Origin of the sequence: Mesorhizobium sp. B2-4-14, from assembly GCF_006442155.1 — a bacterium.
Taxonomy (GTDB): Bacteria; Pseudomonadota; Alphaproteobacteria; order Rhizobiales; family Rhizobiaceae; genus Mesorhizobium.
The window spans coordinates 1-18079 of record NZ_VFVA01000063.1 but is presented as its reverse complement, the minus strand read 5'-3'; the positions used below and the strand labels follow the sequence as shown (position 1 = coordinate 18079).

Genomic DNA, 18079 nt, shown 5'->3' with positions numbered 1-18079 from the left:
CCACCCTCCCCGTCCCCAACGACCGGGTCAAAGGAGCCGGCCCCGTCCCCGGGCCGGCTCCGCCATTTCTGGACCAGGACCTTACTATGGCAAGTTTCCAACGGTTTAGACTTTGCCGGAAGGCTCGGCCAGAGCAACTCTGGAGACGCCAGTCAAAGAAAGCGCCGCATGCCGACAGAAGCCAGATCTCCACGCCTTGCGGTTCTCATCGATGCAGACAATGCTTCCGCCAAGATTGCGGATGGCTTGTTCGAAGAGATCGCGAGGATCGGCGAGGCCAGTGTCCGCCGCATCTAAGGCGATTTCTCGAGCGCTCGATCCAAGGGGTGGGCCGACGTTCTATCGAAGCACGCGATCATCCCCCAACAGCAGTTCGCCTATACGACGGGAAAGAATGCGTCTGATATTACTCTGGTGATCGATGCCATGGACCTACTCCACAGCGGTCGCCTTGATGGCTTCTGCCTGGTTTCGTCCGACAGCGACTTCACGAGACTTGCCGCTCGTATCCGCGAACAAGGCGTCGATGTGTTCGGCTTTGGAGAACAGAAAACCCCGGAGAGTTTCCGGCAGGCATGTCGACGTTTCGTTTACACCGAAAACCTTCTCCCTGGCGTGGCGAACGTTCAAGACGCGGCGCCGGCAAAAAGGCCACTTCAGTCGCCAAGCGCAGCAACCCCAATGTTGAAGAAAGCCATCGGCCAGATGGATAGCGAGGATGGGTGGGTGCTTCTCGGCACCTTCGGTAAGCAACTCTCAAATCTCTTTTCCGATTTCGACCCCCGCACCTATGGCTTCAGCAAGCTAAGCGATCTGGTGAGAGAAACCGCTGCATTCGAAATCGAAAAACCTAAAGGCGGGGCTATGCGAATACGCCTCCAACCTGCTGCCCCGAAAAAGGCGAAAAACAAATTCGGATAGGTGCCGGAGTTCTGTTCCTGTCCGGCTTCCCAGGGACAGTCAACCAATGCACTATCGGCTGTCCATCCCGTTTCGGATCATGGTTATGTTGGAAATCCCGGAAGATCGGTGCGAACACCATCGGCTGTTCAGGGCCATCGACGACGCCTTCAAGGTCGGAGATTTCGGGACTTTGGGCGCACTTCTGGGCGGCTCACGACGCTGGTTTGACGAACAGATGCCGTTCGAGCTCGGCCTCGGGCATCCTCTGGAATACGCGATCTATTGGAGTCCCCTCGCCTTCATTTCCACCCTGCTGAGCGCGGGTTCAAATCCGAACTACAGCCATCACGGCGGATTTCCGTCGATCATTGCGGTGCTCTCCACGGAGCGCGCTGACAAATTGGAAATCATGCGGATCTTGATTGATGCTGGCGCGGATCTCGACATGCGGGGCGTGAACGACTGGACGCCGCTTCACTATGCGGTGGCGGTCCGCGACGCCGATGCGATCCGCCTGCTTCTGTCGGCCGGCGCCGACCCCTCGCTCAAAACGCGCGTAGATGACCATGCAACAGCCCTGGAAGGAGCGGAGCATGCGGGCTTCGATGCTGGCGCCACGCTGCTGCGAGAGGCGATGACCAGGCGTGGCTCCGACGACACCAGTCGATAGGCCTCAAAGCTTTTTCAGCCCCGCCTTGAAGCGCCTGCCATTGGCGACGTAATGCGCGGCCGAGCCGCGCAGCCTTTCGACGGCCGCGTCGTCCAGCACACGGATCGCCTTGGCCGGCGAGCCGACGATCAGCGAATTGTCCGGAAATTCTTTGCCTTCGGTGACCAAGGCACCGGCGCCGACCAGCGAATTCCTGCCGATCCTGGCGCCGTTCAGCACGATCGCGCCCATGCCGATCAGGCTGTTGTCACCGATCGTGCAGCCATGCAGCATGGCCCGGTGGCCAATCGTGCAGCCCTGCCCGATCGTGAGCGGAAAGCCGGGGTCGGTATGCATGACCGTGTGTTCCTGCACATTGGTGTCGGCGCCGATGACGATCGGCTCGTTGTCGCCACGAATGATGGCGCCGAACCAGAAGCCGGCATTGCGGCCGACCCTGACGTCGCCGATCAGCGTCGCGTCGGGCGCGACCCAGTTCGATTCTGCGTCGGCGAAGCTGGGTTCTGTTCCATTGATCGCATAAAGCGGCATTGTCGGCCTCCGAATCGTCTCAGGCTGGAATGCCGGACCCTAGGAGACGGATCGTCCATGAGGCAATGGCAAGCACGACGATGCCCAGCACCAGGGACCATGTGATCGCCGTACAGCCGTATGACAAGAGCGCCATTGTCGAAATGCGGTTCTCGCGCCGGGCATCGAGGGCATCGTTGACCAGCATGAACGGCCCCGCACAAGCGGTCGCCGCTAGCGAGCGCACCACATGCGAAGGCGAGACGTAAGGTTCGGCGAAGGCGACCTTGCGGCCAGACACCAGTTCCATCGCCGAGCCAGCCAGCCCGCACGCCGTCAGCCCGACGAGAAAAGCAAACAGAGTAAGTTCGATCTGGCCCATCTTTACCGTCCATTTACCATGAAACTGCACAGTCGCTCCACAAGGCTGCAAGAGCCATGCCGAGCGATGTGTGCCGCCAAGGGACACCCAAGGGCGCAAGCAAGCTGGATCCGAGGACCGAGATGAAGCAGGCAGCGATCGCCGACGGCCCTGAACTCACCGTGGTCGATTCCATGCTGATGAAGCGGGTGTTCTACGCCTTCGCGGCGTTGGCGCTGCTGTCGATGGCGATCAGTCTTGGCGGCAAATGGTTCGGCCGTTCCATCGCCATGGCCGGATACACCGACGATACGACAGTGCGCGAGGTGGTGATCGGCAACAATGTGATTTCCGTGCCGGCCAATTTCATCCGTTTCGAGCAGGCCCGCCGCGACGGTATTGCCTCACGTCTCGATCTTTATCTGCGCTATCCCCAGATGGACGGCTACAGCGAGGTGGCCCGCGACGATTTCAACCATTCCGGAACCAACAGGAACATCATTTTTCTGTCCTTCGAACCGCGGATGATGTCGCGCGACATGAGCGGCCGGTTCGCGCCGATCTACAGTGCGCTGATCGTCCAGCCCGGCATTCCGGGACCTGGCGCCACGACGGTCTACGGCTTCAATGAAAAATCAGGCTATCTGAACGAGGTGCTGGTGGTCGGCAAGCGCGGGGGCAAGGACCCCTTCGTGGCCCGCTGCCTGAGCGGACCGAGTGCCGGCGAATCGCTGGCGCCCTGCGAGCGGGACATCCATGTCGGCGACGATCTCAGCCTCACCTACCGTTTTCCCAAGGAATTCCTTGGCGACTGGCAGGCGCTCGATGCTGCGATCACGGCCGAGGCAGGACGTTTCCTGAAAACCGGACATTGACGGACCGGTGGGGCAGGCCGCGCTCAGCGTGGCCCGCCCTCGGATTGCGGGCTCAGCCCAGATCGATGTCGAGGATCGCCATCGAGAAATTGTAGTCGCCGTCGTCCTCGTCTTTGAAGACGATGCCGAGGAACTCCTCATCGACATACACTTCGGCCGAATCTTCCTTGCGCGGCCGTGCCTTGACCATAAGCTTGGGGTTCTGGAAGACGCGCTTGAAATAGGCGTCCAGCTTTCTGATTTCGTCCGGCTTCAACAGTCTTCTCCGATCATCGGGCTTGCTGGTTTGAACGGCGCTTCTGGCACGCCGACAATGGCGATGTAAAGGCAAGCGGGCCGTATTGCACCGGAAGCGGCAGCACCGCCGGGCAAAACGCGGTCAAGGGCGGAGGACGCGCCGGCGTGAAAAATCAGATGTCGAAGCTGACGACCTGGTCCATCGATTGCGACGGCAGGAGCTGGTCCATCTGGCGCGAAGGCTGATCGCAGCCGGTTTCGCCGACGACGCGCGCCGGCACGCCGGCGACTGTCTTGTTGTGCGGCACGGGCGACAGCACCACCGATCCGGCGGCGATCTTGGAGCAATGGCCGACTTCGATATTGCCGAGAATCTTGGCTCCGGCGCCGATCAGCACGCCACGGCGAATCTTGGGATGACGGTCGCCGCCGGCCTTGCCGGTACCGCCCAGCGTCACGCCGTGCAGGATCGATACGTCGTCCTCGATGACCGCGGTCTCGCCGACGACAAGACCGGTGGCGTGATCGATGAAGATGCCCTTGCCGATGCGCGCCGCCGGGTTGATATCGGTCTGGAAGACCGACGATGAGCGGCTTTGAAGGTAGAGCGCGAAATCCTTGCGGCCCTGGTTCCACAGCCAGTGCGCCAGCCGATGGGTCTGGATGGCGTGAAAGCCTTTGAAATAGAGCACCGGCATGATGAACCGGTCGCAGGCCGGGTCGCGGTCATAATAGGCCTGGATGTCGACGCGCACCGTCGTCGGCCAGTCCTTGTCATCGGCCAGCATCGACTTGAAGGTCTGGCGGATGAGATCGGAACCGATATCCTGATGGGCAAGCCGCTCCGCGATCCTATGAATGACCGCTTCCTCCAGATTCTCCTGGTTGAGGATCGTCGAATAGAGGAACGCGGCCAGCAACGGATCGCGGTTGACCGCTTCCATGGCTTCGTCACGGATGGAGCGCCAGATCGGATCGACCGGCTGCAATGCGCCGTGGCGGGAAATGCTGATGCTGTTCATCGACGTCTTGTCCTGCGTCCTGCGGGCTTGCCTGTTGTGCGGCCGCACATATAAGCCAGATCATAGCACGGTTGAACTCAATTTTCCTTAGTGCTTTGTCAAATGGATTTGGTTGGCAGGAATTCAAGCCGCGATGGAAAACGAACCCCTGATCGACGAAGCCCTGAAAACCGAGCTTTCAGCGCTCTACCGGGCCGGGGATCGCCACTACCACAATCTTACCCATATCGAGGCGATGCTTGCGCTGGCCGGCGACTACCGGGGGCTACTAGGCGACCCGGAAGCCGTCGAAGCGGCGATCTGGTTCCACGACGCCATCTACGACAGCAAGGCCAAGGACAATGAGGCGCAAAGTGCCGCCCTTGCCGAGACAAGGCTCGCGGGCCGCGGCGATGCCGGTCGCCTGGCCCGCATCAGCGCGATGATCCTCGCCACAGCCACGCATCATTTGCCCCGCTTCGAAGACGCAGCGGCAATGCGCGACGCCGGTCTTTTCCTCGACATGGACCTGTCGATCCTGGGTGCCGCGCCGGCCGCGTTCGACGCTTATGAACGCGCAGTCCGCCGCGAATATGACTGGGTGGAGGAGCCGATGTGGCGCGCCGGACGTGCCGCCGTGCTGAAGGCTTTCCTTGCCCGCCCGCACATTTTCCACACCGAAGAATTTCGCCGGCGTTTCGAGCCTCAAGCCAGGCTGAACATGGCGCGGTCGCTGGAGGCCCTGGAAAGCTCCACATGATTTTTGTCGGAAGATATCATAGCGCTTGCATGTGGCCCTGTATCGGCCTTGCCGCGGGCACAGTATCGAAGCGGGCTGCGAAAAACGCCTTCCGAGGGTATCGTCCAACATGAATTCTTCTGAGGTGCCGACATCATGAGCAGCAATTTCTTCCAGCCGGTCGACGCCTCGTCCGTTCCCCGCTTTGCCGGGCTCTCGACCTTCATGCGGTTGCCAGCGGTGACAACCGCCGAGGGGCTCGACATCGCGCTGGTCGGCATACCCTGGGACGGCGGCACGACCAACCGCGCCGGCGCGCGGCATGGCCCGCGCGAGATCCGCAACCAATCGAGCCTGATGCGGCGCGCCCATCATGTCTCCGGCATCGAGCCGTTCAGCATCGCCAATGTCGCCGATGTCGGCGATCTCTCGGTCAATCCGATCAACCTGCTGGATGGGTTGAAGCGCATCGAGGAGGGCATCGCGGCTATCGTGGCGGCGGGTGCCATTCCGCTGGCGGCGGGCGGCGATCATCTGACGACGCTGCCGGTGTTGCGTGCCGTTGCCAGGAACCGGCCGGTCGGCATGATCCATTTCGACGCCCATTCCGACACCAATGACCGCTATTTCGGCGACAACCCCTACACGCATGGCACGCCGTTCCGACGCGCGATCGAAGAGGGCCTGCTCGATCCCAAACGGGTCGTGCAGATCGGCATTCGCGGCTCGATCTATGAACCCGGCGAGCATGATTGGGCGGTCGCCCAGGGCATCCGCATCATCTACATGGAAGAGTTCGTTCGGCGCGGCGCCGCCAGCGTCATGGAAGAAGCGCACGCCATCGCCGGAAGCGGACCGACCTATGTGACCTTCGACATCGATTGCATCGATCCGTCGATGGCACCGGGCACCGGCACGCCCGAGCTCGGCGGCTTCACCACCCGCGAGGCGCAGGAAATGGTGCGCCTGCTTGACGGGTTGAACATTGTCGGCGCCGATGTGGTGGAAGTGGCGCCGCCCTTCGATCTTGGCGGCATGACGGCGTTGGCGGGTGCAACGATGATGTTCGAACTGTTGTGTGTGCTGGCGAAATCGGTTCAAGAAGCGAGAGCGCCGGACTGACCCCAAGCATGCCTGCACAGGATCAAAGCGGATATTCGGCGTAGAACTCCAGCACGCGCTGCTTGAAGGTCTTGTCGCCAACCGCCAGCATGTGGTCGCGGCCCTCGATGTGAAAGGCCCTGGCGTTCGGCATCAGGGCGGCAAGCTCGTCGGGCGAGCCGCCAATGTCGTCGGCGGTGCCGACCGCGATCAGCGTCGGCTGGGCGATGCGGGCGATATCCTGCTCGCTCAGCAATTCGCGAGACGTGGCGATGCAGGCGGCAAGCGCCCGGCGATCGCTGCGGGTCTGATCGGCGAAGGCGCGGAACGAGCGGCCGCGCGGATGGGTGGTCGCGGCCGGATCGTCGGCAAGAAGGGCCTCCGCGATCGGATCCCAATCGCCAACCCCGTCGATCATACCGATGCCCAAGCCGCCAAAGACCAGCGTCGCCACCTTGTCGGGATCGGACAGTGCCATGAACGCCGCGACCCGCGCGCCCATCGAATAGCCCATGACATGGGCCCGTTCGATACCGAGATGGTCAAGCAGGGCGGCGGCATCCGAAGCCATTTTCGCTGGTGTATAATCGGCCTCGTCATAGCTCTTCGACGACGAGCCGTGGCCGCGATTGTCGAAGGCGATGGCGCGATAGCTGGCGTCGTTGAGCGTCTTGAACCAGCCCGGCGACACCCAGTTGACGTAGTGGCTCGAGGCGAAACCGTGGATCATGAGCACCGGATCGCCCTCGCCCGATGCCGGCTGGCGGTCGAGGAAGGCGAGATCGAATCCATCATGGGAGAAAAACTGCATGGGAAGCGATCCCCTCGCGTTCAGTCGGAATCGACGTTCGGAGAATCGCCCTTGTTCGCCGGCGGCATGCCGGGCTCCGGTGCGGTGCCGATCACGGGATGACGCAGCAGATCGCCATCCCTGATGCCGTCGCGGGCTGCGGTGCCGGCCTTGAGCTCGAGCACGAAGCGGACCGGCTCACCCGGCGACACGATCGCCTCGGATTGCGGCTCGCCCTGCTTGATCGCACGGATCCTGCCGTCCTGGCCGACAAAGATCAGGTCAAGGGGCATCGGCGTGTTCTTCATCCAGAAATTGACGTCGCGTGTCTCGTCGAAGACGAACAGCATGCCATGATTGGCGGCCATGTCCTCGCGAAACATCAGGCCGGCTCCCCGCTCGGCATCGGTATCGGCGACTTCGATAGAGAAGGAGCGTTCCCCATTTTTCGTCACCGCGATCAGCGGCGCCGGATCGACGGGAAGGATCATCGCCCGGCCATTGGCCGAGCTGGGTGCCTGGAAATAGAAGAAGGCGCCCGCGGCGATGATGACGGCGGCAACGGCGCACATCACGCCCGCCGTCAGCCTGTTCATGTGAGTCATGCGAAATCCTCGGCCGGGGTCGCCCTAGTGCGAAACCGGCAAGGTGCCCATATCGGGGTGAATTTCGGCGGCCATAAGGCCTTTGTCACCACGTCCGAAACGCACAAGCACCACCTGCCCCGGCCGAAGCTCGGTGATGCCGTAGCGGCGCAAGGTCTCCATATGGACGAAAATGTCCTCGGTTCCCTCGCCGCGCGTCAGGAAGCCGAAGCCCTTTGTGCGGTTGAACCACTTGACCAGCGCGCGTTCGAGCCCACTCTCCGGCGTCACCGAAACATGGGTGCGCTGTTCCTGCATTTCGGCGGGGTGGACGGCAGTGGTGATGTCCATGGAAAGCACACGGAAGGCCTGCAGTCCGCGCTCGCCTTGTTTGACGAGACAGACCACGCGCGCGCCTTCCAGAGCTGTCTGGAAACCGTCCCGTCGAAGACATGTCACATGGAGGAGGATATCGCCCGAAACACCATCATCCGGAAGGATGAACCCGTAGCCCTTGGCCACATCGAACCATTTGATGGCGCCGGCAATTTCGGTCAGGTCGGCGGCCTCGCCGCCTTCGTCGCGCTTCACAGCGTCGCCAAGGGTTCCGGCCCGCCCCGTCAAAGAGGCCTTTTCCCCCATAAGAATGCCCCCTTTGTTCAAGAACACTGCAACTGATTCTTGATACCAGATTAACACTGCGGCTTCCGGTGTGTGCAAGACCTGCCGTGCCTTTTTTCACGGTTCATTGCGGGAATACCGGATTTGTTCTTTGCCGGCATTGCCGGCCGCCGGGCGATTGCCCTTTGACCGGGCCGACCCTATGTTGCGCCGCAACCCAACAAATCGAGGAAAACACATGCGCTATCTGCACACCATGGTCCGCATCGCCGATGTCGATGCCTCGCTCGATTTCTACTGCAACAAGCTCGGCCTGAAGGAAGTCCGCCGCTACGAAAACGAGCAAGGCCGCTTCACGTTGATCTTCCTCGCCGCGCCGGAGGACGAGCAAAGCGGCATCAACGAGAAGGCGCCGCTAGTCGAACTCACCTACAATTGGGATCCCGAAGACTACAAGGGCGGGCGTAATTTCGGCCACCTCGCCTATGAGGTCGACGATATCTATGCGACCTGCCAGAACCTGATGGACAAGGGCGTCACCATCAACCGGCCGCCGCGCGACGGCAACATGGCCTTCATCAGGTCTCCGGACGGCATCTCCATCGAGCTTTTGCAGAAAGGCCCTGCCAAGGCCAAGGCCGAACCCTGGGCGTCGATGGCGAACACCGGAAGCTGGTAAGGCTATAGCCCCTTGCCGGGCGCGGATATCGCCGGCCTTTGCCTTTCGGCGAGCCAGCGCCTATCTGCCTGAAGTCGCGCCGGCCCCGGCGCCGGCGCATTGTCATGCAACCGGGCGCCCGCCCGAGGAGAATCCAGTCATGCCGTCCAGCCGTGCCGACGTCGCCACCGAACATGCCAGCCGCTACCTGCAGCAATTGTGCAAGCACTGGGCGCACAAATTCCCGGTCGAGTTCGATCCGCATCATGGCACGATCGAACTGTCGCTTGGCCGCACGGTCATGGATGCCGATGCGAGCGCGCTGCACATCATCGTGTCGACCGACGAAGCGGGATCGCTCGAACGCCTGGAAAGCGTCGTCGCCGATCACATCAAGCGCTTCGCTTTCCGCGAAGAGCTGGTGTTCGACTGGAAGCAGGCTCCGGCAGCGTAAAAATATCCGAAGTCAGCCGCCGCTGCCGGCTTTACCGGCCATCTCCAACAATGCCTGCACCGAACGCCAATTGCGCGCGGTGCCTGGTACTTTCAGCGTGCGCCCGATCAGGCCGGCGAACACAGACTTTCCAAGTCCATCGGGGGCATGCAGGTAAAGCACGTCGCCCTTGATCTCGAATTTTTCCGGACCTGTGCATTTTTCCGATAACCGGGCCGCCTCCTCTTCGGTCGGTTCCCGCTCCAGCGCATAGGCGTGGAGCTTGGTCGGCTCGCCGGCAACTTCCGGATAGGGATTTTGCGCGACCAGCCGCTCGAACCAATCCGCGTCGCGCACCATGATGCGCGAATGAAAACCCCATTTCTTCTCGAAGGCTGCTTCGATCTGTTTCGTCAGCGTGGCGGCATCGTCCTTGTCAGCCCGGAACACGGCATTGCCGCTCTGCACATAGGTGGCGACGTCGGAAAAGCCGAGATCCTCGAAGAACGAACGCAGTTCCGCCATCTTGACGATGCGATTGCCGCCGACATTGATGCCCGAAAAAAGGGCGATGAAGACCTTCCCGCTCATATGATGAACCCCGCCAATGTCTCGTTGTCGGTGATGTCCTGATACTGAACACCCTCGGCCTCGAAGTTCGCCTTCAGCAGGTCGAAATTGCGGCGGTCCTTGGTTTCGATGCCGATCAGCACCGAACCGAAATTGCGCGCCGACTTCTTCAGATATTCAAAGCGCGCGATGTCATCGTCGGGACCCAGCATCTCAAGGAAGTCGCGCAAGGCGCCCGGCCGCTGCGGGAACCGGATGATGAAGTATTTCTTCAGGCCTTCGAAGCGCAGCGCCCGTTCCTTGACGTCAGGCAGCCGCTCGAAATCGAAATTGCCGCCCGATACCACGGCGACGATGGTCTTGCCCCGGATCTCCTTCCTGGAAAAATCCTTCAACGCATCGATGGCCAATGCCCCCGCAGGCTCGAGCACGACGCCTTCGACATTGAGCATCTCGATCATGGTCGCGCAGAGCCGGTTTTCCGGGATTAGCCGCACGGTGTCGGCGGCGAATTCCTTGAGGTACCGCAAGGGTTCGCGGCCGACTTCGGCCACCGCCGCGCCATCGACGAAATTGTCGACCTTGGCGAGCTTCAGCCGCTTTCCCGCTGCAAGACTGTCATGCAGGCTCGGCGCCCCAGCAGGCTCGCAGAAGATGAAACGCGCTTCCCGGCCCTGATCGGCGAAATAGTGGGTGACGCCGGCGGCGAGCCCGCCGCCGCCAACAGGCAGCATGACGATGTCGGGCATGCGTGCGCCCGGCATCTGATCGACGATCTCGTAGGCGACCGTGGCCTGCCCCTCGATGATGTCCTTGTGGTCGAAAGGCGGCACCATGTGCGCACCGGAGCTTTCGGTGAATTCGAAGGCGGCGCGATAACAGTCGTCGAAAAAGTCGCCGACCAGCCTGATTTCGACGAAATCGCCGCCGAAGAGCCGGGTCTTGTCGATCTTCTGCTGCGGCGTCGTCACCGGCATGAAGACCACGCCCTTCTTGCCGAAATGACGGCAGACGAACGCGAAGCCCTGCGCATGGTTGCCGGCGGACGCGCAGACGAACATTTCGGCCTGATTGCCGGCGGCAAGCGCCTTGCGGAAGAAGTTGAAGGCGCCGCGGATCTTGTAGGAACGCACCGGGCTCAGGTCCTCGCGCTTCAACAAAACCCGGGCGCCAGTTTTCTTCGACAGATAGTCGTTTTCCTGCAGCGGCGTTTCCGGAAAGATCTGGCGGATCGCGGAGGCAGCGATGGCGACGCGCGAGGCAAAACTGGTCATGGCAAGATCATCCCGGTCCGCCCGCAGGCGCGTTAGACGGAAGGCTATCGCACATCCGGCCCCGCAAGACCATTGCCAGGTTGAGCTTACGCCTGCAACGGGCATTCCCGCCATGCTTGCAGGCGCTTGGAAGCGTTTGTTCATGCCAGCCGGATCGAGGTTTCGGCACCTTCACGGGCATTGTGCGGCATCTCCGGCGCAGACCCAGAGCGCTGACCTTCTCCTGTTGTGGCCGTTCTCGCCGACATCTTCGCTTTCGCGCAACAGTGCAATGGCCGCTGCCGGACGCCAACCACATTTCGGCGGGAGACGACTTACTTCCGCCGCACTTCGCCTGCTGGGAAGATGTCGCGGAGAGTGGAAGGCCCTTTTGGGCTCGAGTGGAATTTTGACGTGCATTTGAAGACTATTTGCATTCTTGCACTTGCCTTGCTGGTGGCAGGCTGTGGCGGCGGCCGCAAAACCGAGGAACTGCTCGGCAGCGCGGTCATGTCCGTGCCGGTGACGGAAATCGCCGGCAACCACTCGATCTTCATTGCCACGACGCGCAAGCCTTCCGACGACCCCAACAAGGTTTTCGACGGTGAACGCTCGGCGACGCTGAACTACGCGCGCGTCAATGTCACCGTACCGGGCACCCACACAACCGGCCAGATCGAGCGGCGCTCGCGCGGCAAATCGAATGATCCGACGAAGTATTTCATGGCTTCCGAGGTCGTCGGCTACGACACGCAGCCGAAATTCGCCAGCGCGCTGAGCACCGATATCGCGGCGCGCGGCGACCGCGTCATGGTCTTCGTTCACGGCTACAACACCGGCTTTGACGACGCCGTCTACCGCTTGACCCAGATCGTTCACGATTCCGGTTATCCCGGCACGCCGGTGCTGTTCTCCTGGGCCTCGGGCGCCAAGACGACGGACTATGTCTATGACAAGGAAAGCGCCAGTGCCGCGCGCGACCAGCTTGAAGTGACGTTGCGGATGCTGGCACAGACCGGCGCGCGGCGCATCGACATCGTCGCCCACTCGATGGGAACCTGGGTGACGATGGAGACGCTGCGCCAGCTCGCCATCACCGGCGACCGCGATCTCGGCGGCAAGCTCGGCGACGTGGTGCTCGCCTCGCCCGACATCGACGTCGATGTATTCAAGAGTCAGATGCGACGCTATGGCAAGCCCAACAAGCCGTTCATCCTGCTGTTGTCGGACGATGATCGTGCGCTCCGGCTCTCCGGCCTGATCGCCGGTGCGCGGCCGCGCGTCGGCGACTACAAGGATGCCGCCGATCTTGCCTCCTATGGTGTTACGGTCGTCGATCTCTCCAAGGTCAAGGGCAGCGACAGTTTCAATCATACGAAATTCGCCGACAATCCCGCTTTGGTGAAGATGATCGGCCAGCGGCTGCGCGAGGATGACGGCTTTGCCAGCGATCGAGACGTGACCGACCGCATCAGCCTGCTCGGCCAATAGATGCGGCGCCGCGGGTTTCGCCGTATCTGCTTCACCATCGTTGAGATATATCGGCCCACTTTGAACTGGACCGCGCCGGTCTCTGGCTTTATCGGGGATAGGAGCGACGTCAGGCGTTTGACGTCCCCTACGGGAGCCGGCGCGTGAGCTTTCGCTTCAAGAGTGTCGTCGCCGCCGCGTTTGCGCTCACCATTGCCGGCTGTGCCGGCCAAAACACGCATGACCTGCTCAACAGGACGACTGTCGCGGTGCCCGCATCCGACATCGCGGCCACGCACGAGATCTTCGTCGCCACGACCCGGCAGAAGGCGACCAAGGAGCCGCGGCAGGTGTTCGATGGTGATCGCTCGCTCACCACCAGCTACGCCCGGGTCGATGTCACAGTTCCTAAGAGCCACAAGGTCGGCGCCATCGAGCGCGCCAAGGGGTCCGCAAACAGCAACCCGGCCAAGGACTTCACCGCGAAGGACGTGATCTACTACAAGGATGCACCGCAATTCGCCAAGGCGCTTGGGACCGACATCGCCATGCGCGGCGACCGCGCGCTGGTCTTCGTGCACGGCTTCAACAATGGTTTCGACGACGGCATCTACCGCCTGACGCAGGTCGCCCACGATACGAAATATCCCGGCACGCCAGTGCTGTTCTCATGGGCCTCAAGCGCCAAGACGACCGGCTATCTCTACGACAAGGACAGTGCCAATGCCGCGCGCGACGACCTCGAGGCGACGTTGCGGATGCTGGCCAAGACCCGCGTCAAGAGCATCGACATCATCGCCCACTCGATGGGAACCTGGGTGACGATGGAGACGCTGCGCCAGCTCGCCATCACCGGCGACCGCGATCTTGACGGCAAGCTCGGCTATGTCATCCTGGCCTCGCCGGACATCGATGTCGATGTGTTCAAGAAGCAGATGATCCGCTACGGCAAACCGACCAAGCCTTTCGCGATCCTGCTTTCGGGCGACGACCGGGCACTGAAGCTCTCGTCGTTCATTTCTGGCGACAAGCCGCGCGTCGGCGACTACGGCAATGCGGCGGATCTTGCCAGCTATGGCGTGGCGGTCGTCGATCTGACCAAAACCAAGGGCGGCGACCAACTGAACCACGCCAAATTCGCCGACAACCCCTTCCTGGTGCAATTGCTTGGCGACCGCCTGCGGGCGCCGGCCGGTCTGGCGTCGGACGAGACGCCGCCAGGTCAGCTCGACAATCTCGGCCAGGGCCTTGGCAAGGCCGTCGGCTCGGTCGCCGAGATCGTCATCACGACGCCGTTCAAGGTGCTGACCATCGCCACCGGCGGCTGAGAGCGAAGCGCCGGCGGCTGATCTCAGACGAACAGATCGACCTTCTGGAAGCTCGTCACGTCGATCAGCCCGACGTCTGAAATCCTGAGCTCCGGAATGACCACCAGTGCCAGCAGCGAGTGCTGCATGTAGGCGTTGTTCAGCGAACAGCCCATCTTGCGCATCGCCTCGGTCAGTTTCTCGGCCTTGGCGGCGACGATCTCGGCGCGCTCGTCGGACATCAGCCCGGCGATCGGCATTTCGACCAGCGCCAGTTCCTTGCCCTTGGAGAACAGCACGACGCCGCCGCCGACTTCGCCCAGCCGGTTGACCGCCAGCGCCATGTCCTGCTTGTTGGTGCCGACGCAGATGATGTGGTGGGCGTCATGCGCCACGCTGGAGGCCATGGCGCAATCGGCCATATAGCCGAAGCCGGAAACAAAGGCGTTGGTGACGCCGCCGGTACCCCGGTGACGCTCGACCAGCGCGATCTGGCAGATGTCGTTGCGGCGATCCATGGCGACCAGCCCGTCCTCGACGGCAAGATCGGCCTCCAGCGCGCGCGTCGGCGCCTGGTTCTCGATGACGCCGATCACCCGCACCCGCACTTCGTTGGCGCCCTTGGGGGCCACGATGTCGAAATCGGCTGCCTTCAGCTTCTTGCCGAGCTTGACGGTGTTCTTCGCCATCCTGGGGTAGTCATAGACTGGGATGTCGATGTCGAGCTTGCCGCCCTTGGCCAGTCTCACGCCGCGCGCATAGACCTCGTCGATGGTCATTGCGGCGAGATCGGAAACAATCAACAGGTCGCCCAACCGTCCCGGGGCGATCGAACCGATTTCTCGTTCCAGCCTGAAATGCTGGGCGGTGTTGATCGTTGCCATCTGGATCGCGGTCACCGGCTTCAGCCCCTGTTGGATGGCGTGGCGCACCACCCGGTCCATGTGGCCTTCGTGGACAAGCGTGCCGGAATGGCTGTCGTCCGTGCATAGGATGAAGTTGCGCGGATCGATGCCGCCTTCCGTCACCGCCTTGATCTGCGAGGCAACGTCGTACCAGGCCGAGCCTAGCCGCAGCATCGCCTTCATGCCCTGGCGCACGCGGGCGATGGCGTCCTCGGCGCGCGTGCCTTCATGATCGTCCTCGGGTCCGCCGGCGACATAGCCGTGAAAGGGCAGGCCAAGGTCGCGCGAGGCATAGTGGCCGCCAACCGTCTTGCCCGCATGCACCGTCGCGGCGATCTCACCCGACATGACCGGATCATTGGCGGCGACGCCGGGAAAATTCATCACTTCGCCGAGCCCGATGATGTTTTCCCAGGTCATCGCCTCCGTCACATCGGCGACCGTCAACTCGGCGCCGGCATGTTCGAGCCCGGGTGCGGAGGGCACGCAGGACGGCATCTGCACATGCACGTTGATGGGCATGGCCACCGCCTCGTCATGCATCAGCCGCACGCCAGGCAGGCCCAGCACATTGGCAATCTCATGCGGATCGATGAACATCGACGTGGTGCCGTGCGGGATGACCGCGCGGCAAAATTCGGTTACCGTCACCATGCCGCTCTCGACATGCATGTGCGCGTCGCACAGGCCAGGCACCAGATAGCGCCCGCCGGCATCGACCACCTTGGTGCCTTGGCCGATGGCATGGCCGGCGTTCGGCCCGCAATAGGCGAAACGGCCGCCGGCAATGGCGATATCGGTGCCGGCGATGATCTCGCCGGAATGCACGTTCACCCAGCGCCCGTTGCGGACGACGAGGTCGGCGGGTTTCCTGCCCATGGCGACATCGACCAGATGCCTCGCCATCTCGGTCCAAGGCTTGGGTTTTGTGGGGCTGGCGGGTTTGGCATGCGTCATGGGGAGGTTCCTTTGCTGCGGCCAGTCTGGCAAATCTCGGAGCGCGGAGCCAGAGCCGTTTGCCCGCCATCCGCCGGAAAGCCGCGCGTTGACTATTCCAGCCAAAAGGCGATGCTGACTGTCGAACCCGAACCATACGAGGGAGCCATGACCCGTTACTGGAAAGCGTTCGCCACCATCATCCTGCTCATTGTATCGACGTCTTTTGCCGTCGCAGAGGAGCGCTGGCAGACCTTGCCGGAGCCAGCGGCCATGCCCAAGGCCGAGCAGAGCGGTTATGCGCCGGTCAACGGCATCCAGATGTACTACGCCGTTTTCGGGACGGGTGATCCGGTGCTGCTCATCCATGGCGGCCTCGGCCATGCGGACGTCTGGGCGAGCCAGGTGGCGATACTTTCCAAGACCCACAAGGTGATCGTCGCCGACAGCCGCGGCCACGGCCGCTCGACCCGCACGGACGAGCCTTACGGCTACGACCTTATGGCCTCGGACTATCTGGCGCTGCTGGATTACCTCAAGATCGACAAGACCGCCCTTGTCGGCTGGAGCGATGGCGGCATCATTGGCATCGACATCGCGCTTCATCATCCCGAACGTCTGACGCGGCTGTTTGCACAGGCCGCCAACGTCACCACGGATGGCGTCAACCCGGGCGTCATGACTAACAAGACCTTCGCCGCCTACATCGACCGCTCAGGCCGTGACTACAAGAAGCTGTCGAAGGCCCCGGACCAGTATGATGCCTTTGTCGCGCAGATCAGCCATATGTGGGAATCGCAGCCGGCCTGGACGAAGGAACAGCTCGGCAAGATAACAACCCCGACGGCGATCGTCGCCGGCGATCATGACGAGGCGATCAAGCGCGAACACACCGAGTACATGGCCTCCGCCATCCCAGGCGCGAAGCTGATCATCCTGCCCAACGCCAGCCATTTCGCCATGCTGCAGGCGCCGGACGAATACAGCCAGGCTGTATTGGATTTCATCGACGCCAAATAGCCGGTGACGAGCCTTGTCGATGGCACAGACGATCAGGTTCGCGATCTTCGCGGTGTCGGCCTGCCTCGCCGGCCTGGCCTTCTTCGCTTTGCATTCGTTCTGGATATGGCTGACGCCGATACTGATTTTCATCGCCGGCTCGGTGCTCGCGGAATACGCCTTCAACCGGCTGGCATCGCCGCTGGAGAAGCAGCGCGATTTGGAGGACCGGGCGCGCGACCCGCCAACGTAAACCGCTGTTGCCTGAAGCCAATTCCGTTTCGCGGCGAATAAGGTTAGGTTGCGCCAGGAGTCTTTCGAAACCGCCATTTCGGGGTGCTCGATGCGTCGATTAACGCTCGCCAGTGCCGGTTTTCTTGCCCTGCTGTCCGGGCCGGCCTCGGCCGCGGACGTTGGTGCCGGTTTGCCAATGACCGCGCCCGGCTTCGACTGGACCGGCTACTACGCCGGCCTGCAGGCCGGATATGGCTGGGGGCAATCGGATATCACCGGGACAGGTGGCGGCGCGTTTTCCTCGCCCGACATCGATGGCGGTTTCGTCGGCGGCCACATCGCCGGTCTGTGGCAGTTCGACCAGGCGGTGATCGGTGCCGAGGCCGAACTCAACTATTCCTCGATCGACGGCACGGCGGAACCCGAACCGGGGAACGTGTTCGGCACAGACATCAAGTGGTTCGGATCGATGAATGCCAAGGCCGGTTATGCCATGAACCGCGTGCTTGTCTATGGCATAGGCGGCGTCGCCTTTGCCGGCGTCGAAACCTCGCAGGCGGCAGGCCCAGCGTTCTCCAACACACGTACGCATGTCGGCTGGACCGTGGGCGCCGGCGTCGACTACGCGCTGACGGACAAGTTCGTCGTCGGCGCCCAATATCGTTACTACGATTTCGGCTCCGAGCACTATGACGGGTCGAACGGCTTCACCGACCGCGATCAGGACGTGAAGCTGAACACTGTCGGCATCAATCTGAGCTACAAGTTCTGAGCGTGGCTCTTCCACGCTATCCCGAAGGGAAAACCGCCTACACACCTTTCCTGGAATTGCTCTGACAACGCCGCTACTGGACAGGTGGCGCGCGGATCAATCCTGCCGGATGAGGGGCGGCCGACGCCCGCAGGGGGCGGGGGAATGGGG

The 18079-nt window shown here is 62.2% G+C and carries 21 protein-coding genes and 1 pseudogene; 12 read left to right on the top strand and 10 right to left on the bottom strand.

Features of this window, described 5'->3' with window-relative positions; all coding sequences use genetic code 11:
- The first annotated feature begins 168 nt into the window (after positions 1-168).
- Both FJ938_RS28615 and FJ938_RS28610 read left to right on the top strand, forming a co-directional pair.
- Positions 169-921: pseudogene (locus tag FJ938_RS28615) on the top strand (NYN domain-containing protein).
- A gap of 85 nt (positions 922-1006) precedes the next feature.
- Positions 1007-1573, top strand: a complete 567-nt coding sequence (locus FJ938_RS28610; protein WP_181165528.1) for an ankyrin repeat domain-containing protein — start codon at positions 1007-1009, stop codon at positions 1571-1573.
- A 3-nt stretch (positions 1574-1576) separates the two neighbouring features.
- On the opposite strand, the gene FJ938_RS28605 is transcribed toward FJ938_RS28610, so the two are convergent.
- Together FJ938_RS28605 and FJ938_RS28600 are read right to left on the bottom strand one after the other, a co-directional pair.
- Positions 1577-2104, bottom strand: coding sequence for a gamma carbonic anhydrase family protein (locus FJ938_RS28605; protein WP_140607488.1), 528 nt, complete (start codon positions 2102-2104; stop codon positions 1577-1579).
- A 19-nt stretch (positions 2105-2123) separates the two neighbouring features.
- Positions 2124-2465, bottom strand: a complete 342-nt coding sequence (locus tag FJ938_RS28600) for a hypothetical protein (RefSeq protein WP_140699905.1) — start codon at positions 2463-2465, stop codon at positions 2124-2126.
- 122 nt (positions 2466-2587) lie between these two features.
- On the opposite strand from FJ938_RS28600, the gene FJ938_RS28595 reads away from it, so the two are divergent.
- Positions 2588-3319 carry a hypothetical protein gene (locus FJ938_RS28595; protein WP_140699902.1) on the top strand — a complete coding sequence of 244 codons (732 nt, stop codon included), beginning with the start codon at positions 2588-2590 and terminating at the stop codon, positions 3317-3319.
- 52 nt (positions 3320-3371) lie between these two features.
- On the opposite strand, the gene FJ938_RS28590 is transcribed toward FJ938_RS28595, so the two are convergent.
- Both FJ938_RS28590 and cysE read right to left on the bottom strand, forming a co-directional pair.
- A complete protein-coding gene (locus tag FJ938_RS28590) occupies positions 3372-3575 on the bottom strand; it encodes a DUF3126 family protein (protein WP_140699899.1) in 204 nt (67 codons plus the stop codon).
- 154 nt (positions 3576-3729) lie between these two features.
- Positions 3730-4578, bottom strand: coding sequence for a serine O-acetyltransferase (gene cysE / locus FJ938_RS28585; RefSeq protein ID WP_140699896.1), 849 nt, complete (start codon positions 4576-4578; stop codon positions 3730-3732).
- Between the two features lie 133 nt (positions 4579-4711).
- On the opposite strand from cysE, the gene FJ938_RS28580 reads away from it, so the two are divergent.
- Positions 4712-5317 (top strand): hypothetical protein, encoded by a 606-nt coding sequence (locus FJ938_RS28580; protein WP_140699893.1) that lies wholly within the window; start codon positions 4712-4714, stop codon positions 5315-5317.
- 135 nt (positions 5318-5452) lie between these two features.
- Complete coding sequence (speB, locus tag FJ938_RS28575) at positions 5453-6418, top strand: agmatinase (protein ID WP_140699890.1); 966 nt, start codon at positions 5453-5455, stop codon at positions 6416-6418.
- Between the two features lie 22 nt (positions 6419-6440).
- Here speB and FJ938_RS28570 read toward each other — a convergent pair whose 3' ends face one another.
- The 3 genes from FJ938_RS28570 to FJ938_RS28560 are packed head-to-tail and all read right to left on the bottom strand — an operon-like array spanning position 6441 to position 8413.
- Positions 6441-7208 carry an alpha/beta hydrolase gene (locus tag FJ938_RS28570; protein ID WP_181168857.1) on the bottom strand — a complete coding sequence of 256 codons (768 nt, stop codon included), beginning with the start codon at positions 7206-7208 and terminating at the stop codon, positions 6441-6443.
- A gap of 20 nt (positions 7209-7228) precedes the next feature.
- Positions 7229-7792 carry a DUF192 domain-containing protein gene (locus tag FJ938_RS28565; protein ID WP_140699884.1) on the bottom strand — a complete coding sequence of 188 codons (564 nt, stop codon included), beginning with the start codon at positions 7790-7792 and terminating at the stop codon, positions 7229-7231.
- Positions 7793-7816: 24 nt separating this feature from the next.
- Positions 7817-8413, bottom strand: coding sequence for a cold-shock protein (locus tag FJ938_RS28560; RefSeq protein WP_140607632.1), 597 nt, complete (start codon positions 8411-8413; stop codon positions 7817-7819).
- 217 nt (positions 8414-8630) lie between these two features.
- Here FJ938_RS28560 and FJ938_RS28555 point away from each other — a divergent pair, with 217 nt between their 5' ends.
- Together FJ938_RS28555 and FJ938_RS28550 are read left to right on the top strand one after the other, a co-directional pair.
- Positions 8631-9071 carry a VOC family protein gene (locus FJ938_RS28555; RefSeq protein ID WP_140607497.1) on the top strand — a complete coding sequence of 147 codons (441 nt, stop codon included), beginning with the start codon at positions 8631-8633 and terminating at the stop codon, positions 9069-9071.
- Positions 9072-9210: 139 nt separating this feature from the next.
- The gene (locus FJ938_RS28550) at positions 9211-9504 is read left to right on the top strand and encodes a DUF2218 domain-containing protein (RefSeq protein WP_140607498.1); all 294 of its coding nucleotides are present in this window, start codon (positions 9211-9213) and stop codon (positions 9502-9504) included.
- A 12-nt stretch (positions 9505-9516) separates the two neighbouring features.
- Here the strand turns inward: FJ938_RS28550 and FJ938_RS28545 are convergent, their stop codons facing one another.
- Together FJ938_RS28545 and ilvA are read right to left on the bottom strand one after the other, a co-directional pair.
- Positions 9517-10074, bottom strand: a complete 558-nt coding sequence (locus FJ938_RS28545) for a DUF1697 domain-containing protein (protein WP_140699881.1) — start codon at positions 10072-10074, stop codon at positions 9517-9519.
- On the bottom strand, positions 10071-11327 hold the full coding sequence (ilvA, locus tag FJ938_RS28540; RefSeq protein ID WP_140699878.1) for a threonine ammonia-lyase IlvA: 1257 nt from the start codon (positions 11325-11327) through the stop codon (positions 10071-10073). Before ilvA ends, FJ938_RS28545 begins: the two co-directional genes overlap by 4 nt.
- A 345-nt stretch (positions 11328-11672) precedes the next feature.
- Between ilvA and FJ938_RS28535 the strand changes: the two genes are divergently transcribed.
- Together FJ938_RS28535 and FJ938_RS28530 are read left to right on the top strand one after the other, a co-directional pair.
- Positions 11673-12797, top strand: coding sequence for an alpha/beta hydrolase (locus FJ938_RS28535; protein ID WP_181165517.1), 1125 nt, complete (start codon positions 11673-11675; stop codon positions 12795-12797).
- Between the two features lie 143 nt (positions 12798-12940).
- Positions 12941-14104, top strand: a complete 1164-nt coding sequence (locus tag FJ938_RS28530; protein WP_140699875.1) for an alpha/beta hydrolase — start codon at positions 12941-12943, stop codon at positions 14102-14104.
- A 23-nt stretch (positions 14105-14127) separates the two neighbouring features.
- On the opposite strand, the gene ade is transcribed toward FJ938_RS28530, so the two are convergent.
- On the bottom strand, positions 14128-15945 hold the full coding sequence (ade, locus tag FJ938_RS28525; protein ID WP_140699872.1) for an adenine deaminase: 1818 nt from the start codon (positions 15943-15945) through the stop codon (positions 14128-14130).
- A gap of 147 nt (positions 15946-16092) precedes the next feature.
- Between ade and FJ938_RS28520 the strand changes: the two genes are divergently transcribed.
- From FJ938_RS28520 to FJ938_RS28510, 3 genes are all read left to right on the top strand, one after another.
- Positions 16093-16944 carry an alpha/beta hydrolase gene (locus FJ938_RS28520; RefSeq protein ID WP_140699869.1) on the top strand — a complete coding sequence of 284 codons (852 nt, stop codon included), beginning with the start codon at positions 16093-16095 and terminating at the stop codon, positions 16942-16944.
- Positions 16945-16963: 19 nt separating this feature from the next.
- Positions 16964-17176, top strand: coding sequence for a hypothetical protein (locus FJ938_RS28515; protein WP_140699866.1), 213 nt, complete (start codon positions 16964-16966; stop codon positions 17174-17176).
- Between the two features lie 90 nt (positions 17177-17266).
- Entirely contained in the window at positions 17267-17929 is a 663-nt protein-coding gene (locus FJ938_RS28510) for an outer membrane protein (RefSeq protein WP_140699863.1), read from the top strand.
- The last annotated feature ends 150 nt before the right edge of the window (positions 17930-18079 follow it).

Excerpts from the sequence above, each read along its gene's own strand:
- FJ938_RS28565 (WP_140699884.1), bottom strand. The coding sequence starts at position 7,792 with ATGACTCACATGAACAGGCTGACGGCGGGCGTGATGTGCGCCGTTGCC.
- FJ938_RS28610 (WP_181165528.1), top strand. The coding sequence starts at position 1,007 with ATGTTGGAAATCCCGGAAGATCGGTGCGAACACCATCGGCTGTTCAGG.
- FJ938_RS28545 (WP_140699881.1), bottom strand. The coding sequence starts at position 10,074 with ATGAGCGGGAAGGTCTTCATCGCCCTTTTTTCGGGCATCAATGTCGGC.
- FJ938_RS28510 (WP_140699863.1), top strand. The coding sequence starts at position 17,267 with ATGCGTCGATTAACGCTCGCCAGTGCCGGTTTTCTTGCCCTGCTGTCC.
- FJ938_RS28605 (WP_140607488.1), bottom strand. The coding sequence starts at position 2,104 with ATGCCGCTTTATGCGATCAATGGAACAGAACCCAGCTTCGCCGACGCA.
- FJ938_RS28600 (WP_140699905.1), bottom strand. The coding sequence starts at position 2,465 with ATGGGCCAGATCGAACTTACTCTGTTTGCTTTTCTCGTCGGGCTGACG.
- FJ938_RS28515 (WP_140699866.1), top strand. The coding sequence starts at position 16,964 with ATGGCACAGACGATCAGGTTCGCGATCTTCGCGGTGTCGGCCTGCCTC.
- ilvA (WP_140699878.1), bottom strand. The coding sequence starts at position 11,327 with ATGACCAGTTTTGCCTCGCGCGTCGCCATCGCTGCCTCCGCGATCCGC.
- speB (WP_140699890.1), top strand. The coding sequence starts at position 5,453 with ATGAGCAGCAATTTCTTCCAGCCGGTCGACGCCTCGTCCGTTCCCCGC.
- FJ938_RS28555 (WP_140607497.1), top strand. The coding sequence starts at position 8,631 with ATGCGCTATCTGCACACCATGGTCCGCATCGCCGATGTCGATGCCTCG.
- FJ938_RS28560 (WP_140607632.1), bottom strand. The coding sequence starts at position 8,413 with ATGGGGGAAAAGGCCTCTTTGACGGGGCGGGCCGGAACCCTTGGCGAC.
- FJ938_RS28570 (WP_181168857.1), bottom strand. The coding sequence starts at position 7,208 with ATGCAGTTTTTCTCCCATGATGGATTCGATCTCGCCTTCCTCGACCGC.
- ade (WP_140699872.1), bottom strand. The coding sequence starts at position 15,945 with ATGACGCATGCCAAACCCGCCAGCCCCACAAAACCCAAGCCTTGGACC.
- cysE (WP_140699896.1), bottom strand. The coding sequence starts at position 4,578 with ATGAACAGCATCAGCATTTCCCGCCACGGCGCATTGCAGCCGGTCGAT.
- FJ938_RS28595 (WP_140699902.1), top strand. The coding sequence starts at position 2,588 with ATGAAGCAGGCAGCGATCGCCGACGGCCCTGAACTCACCGTGGTCGAT.
- FJ938_RS28550 (WP_140607498.1), top strand. The coding sequence starts at position 9,211 with ATGCCGTCCAGCCGTGCCGACGTCGCCACCGAACATGCCAGCCGCTAC.
- FJ938_RS28520 (WP_140699869.1), top strand. The coding sequence starts at position 16,093 with ATGACCCGTTACTGGAAAGCGTTCGCCACCATCATCCTGCTCATTGTA.
- FJ938_RS28535 (WP_181165517.1), top strand. The coding sequence starts at position 11,673 with ATGTCGCGGAGAGTGGAAGGCCCTTTTGGGCTCGAGTGGAATTTTGAC.
- FJ938_RS28580 (WP_140699893.1), top strand. The coding sequence starts at position 4,712 with ATGGAAAACGAACCCCTGATCGACGAAGCCCTGAAAACCGAGCTTTCA.